This is a genomic window from Pseudodesulfovibrio sp. JC047 (genome assembly GCF_010468615.1).
GTDB lineage: Bacteria > Desulfobacterota > Desulfovibrionia > Desulfovibrionales > Desulfovibrionaceae > Pseudodesulfovibrio.
On sequence record NZ_WUEH01000133.1, the window covers coordinates 1 to 310 of the forward strand.

A 310-nucleotide genomic window follows, 5' to 3' on the forward strand; every position below is an offset into this window, starting at 1 on the left:
CTATTGATACCTACCGGAAGCTTTATCATTTTGATGAGATCATTCCTGTTTCTGCGCTGCGCGGAGTGAATACAGAGGATATCATCCCAAGTATTCTCAAGTATCTGCCTTACGGCCCCATGTTCTACGACGAGGATACGGTGACAGACCAGCCTCAGAGACAGATCGCTGCGGAGATCATCCGTGAAAAAGCACTTCACGCCCTGGATGCGGAGATCCCTCATGGAATTGCAGTGGCTATTGACCGTATGAAGGAACGTCCGGGAAAAGGCCGTCTGGTGGATATTGACGCAACGATCATCTGCGAGAG

General features: G+C 50.3%; 1 pseudogene. It reads left to right on the forward strand.

What is annotated here, in order from left to right:
• A pseudogene (locus tag GO013_RS16900) lies at positions 1-310 on the forward strand (GTPase Era); the annotation flags it as partial.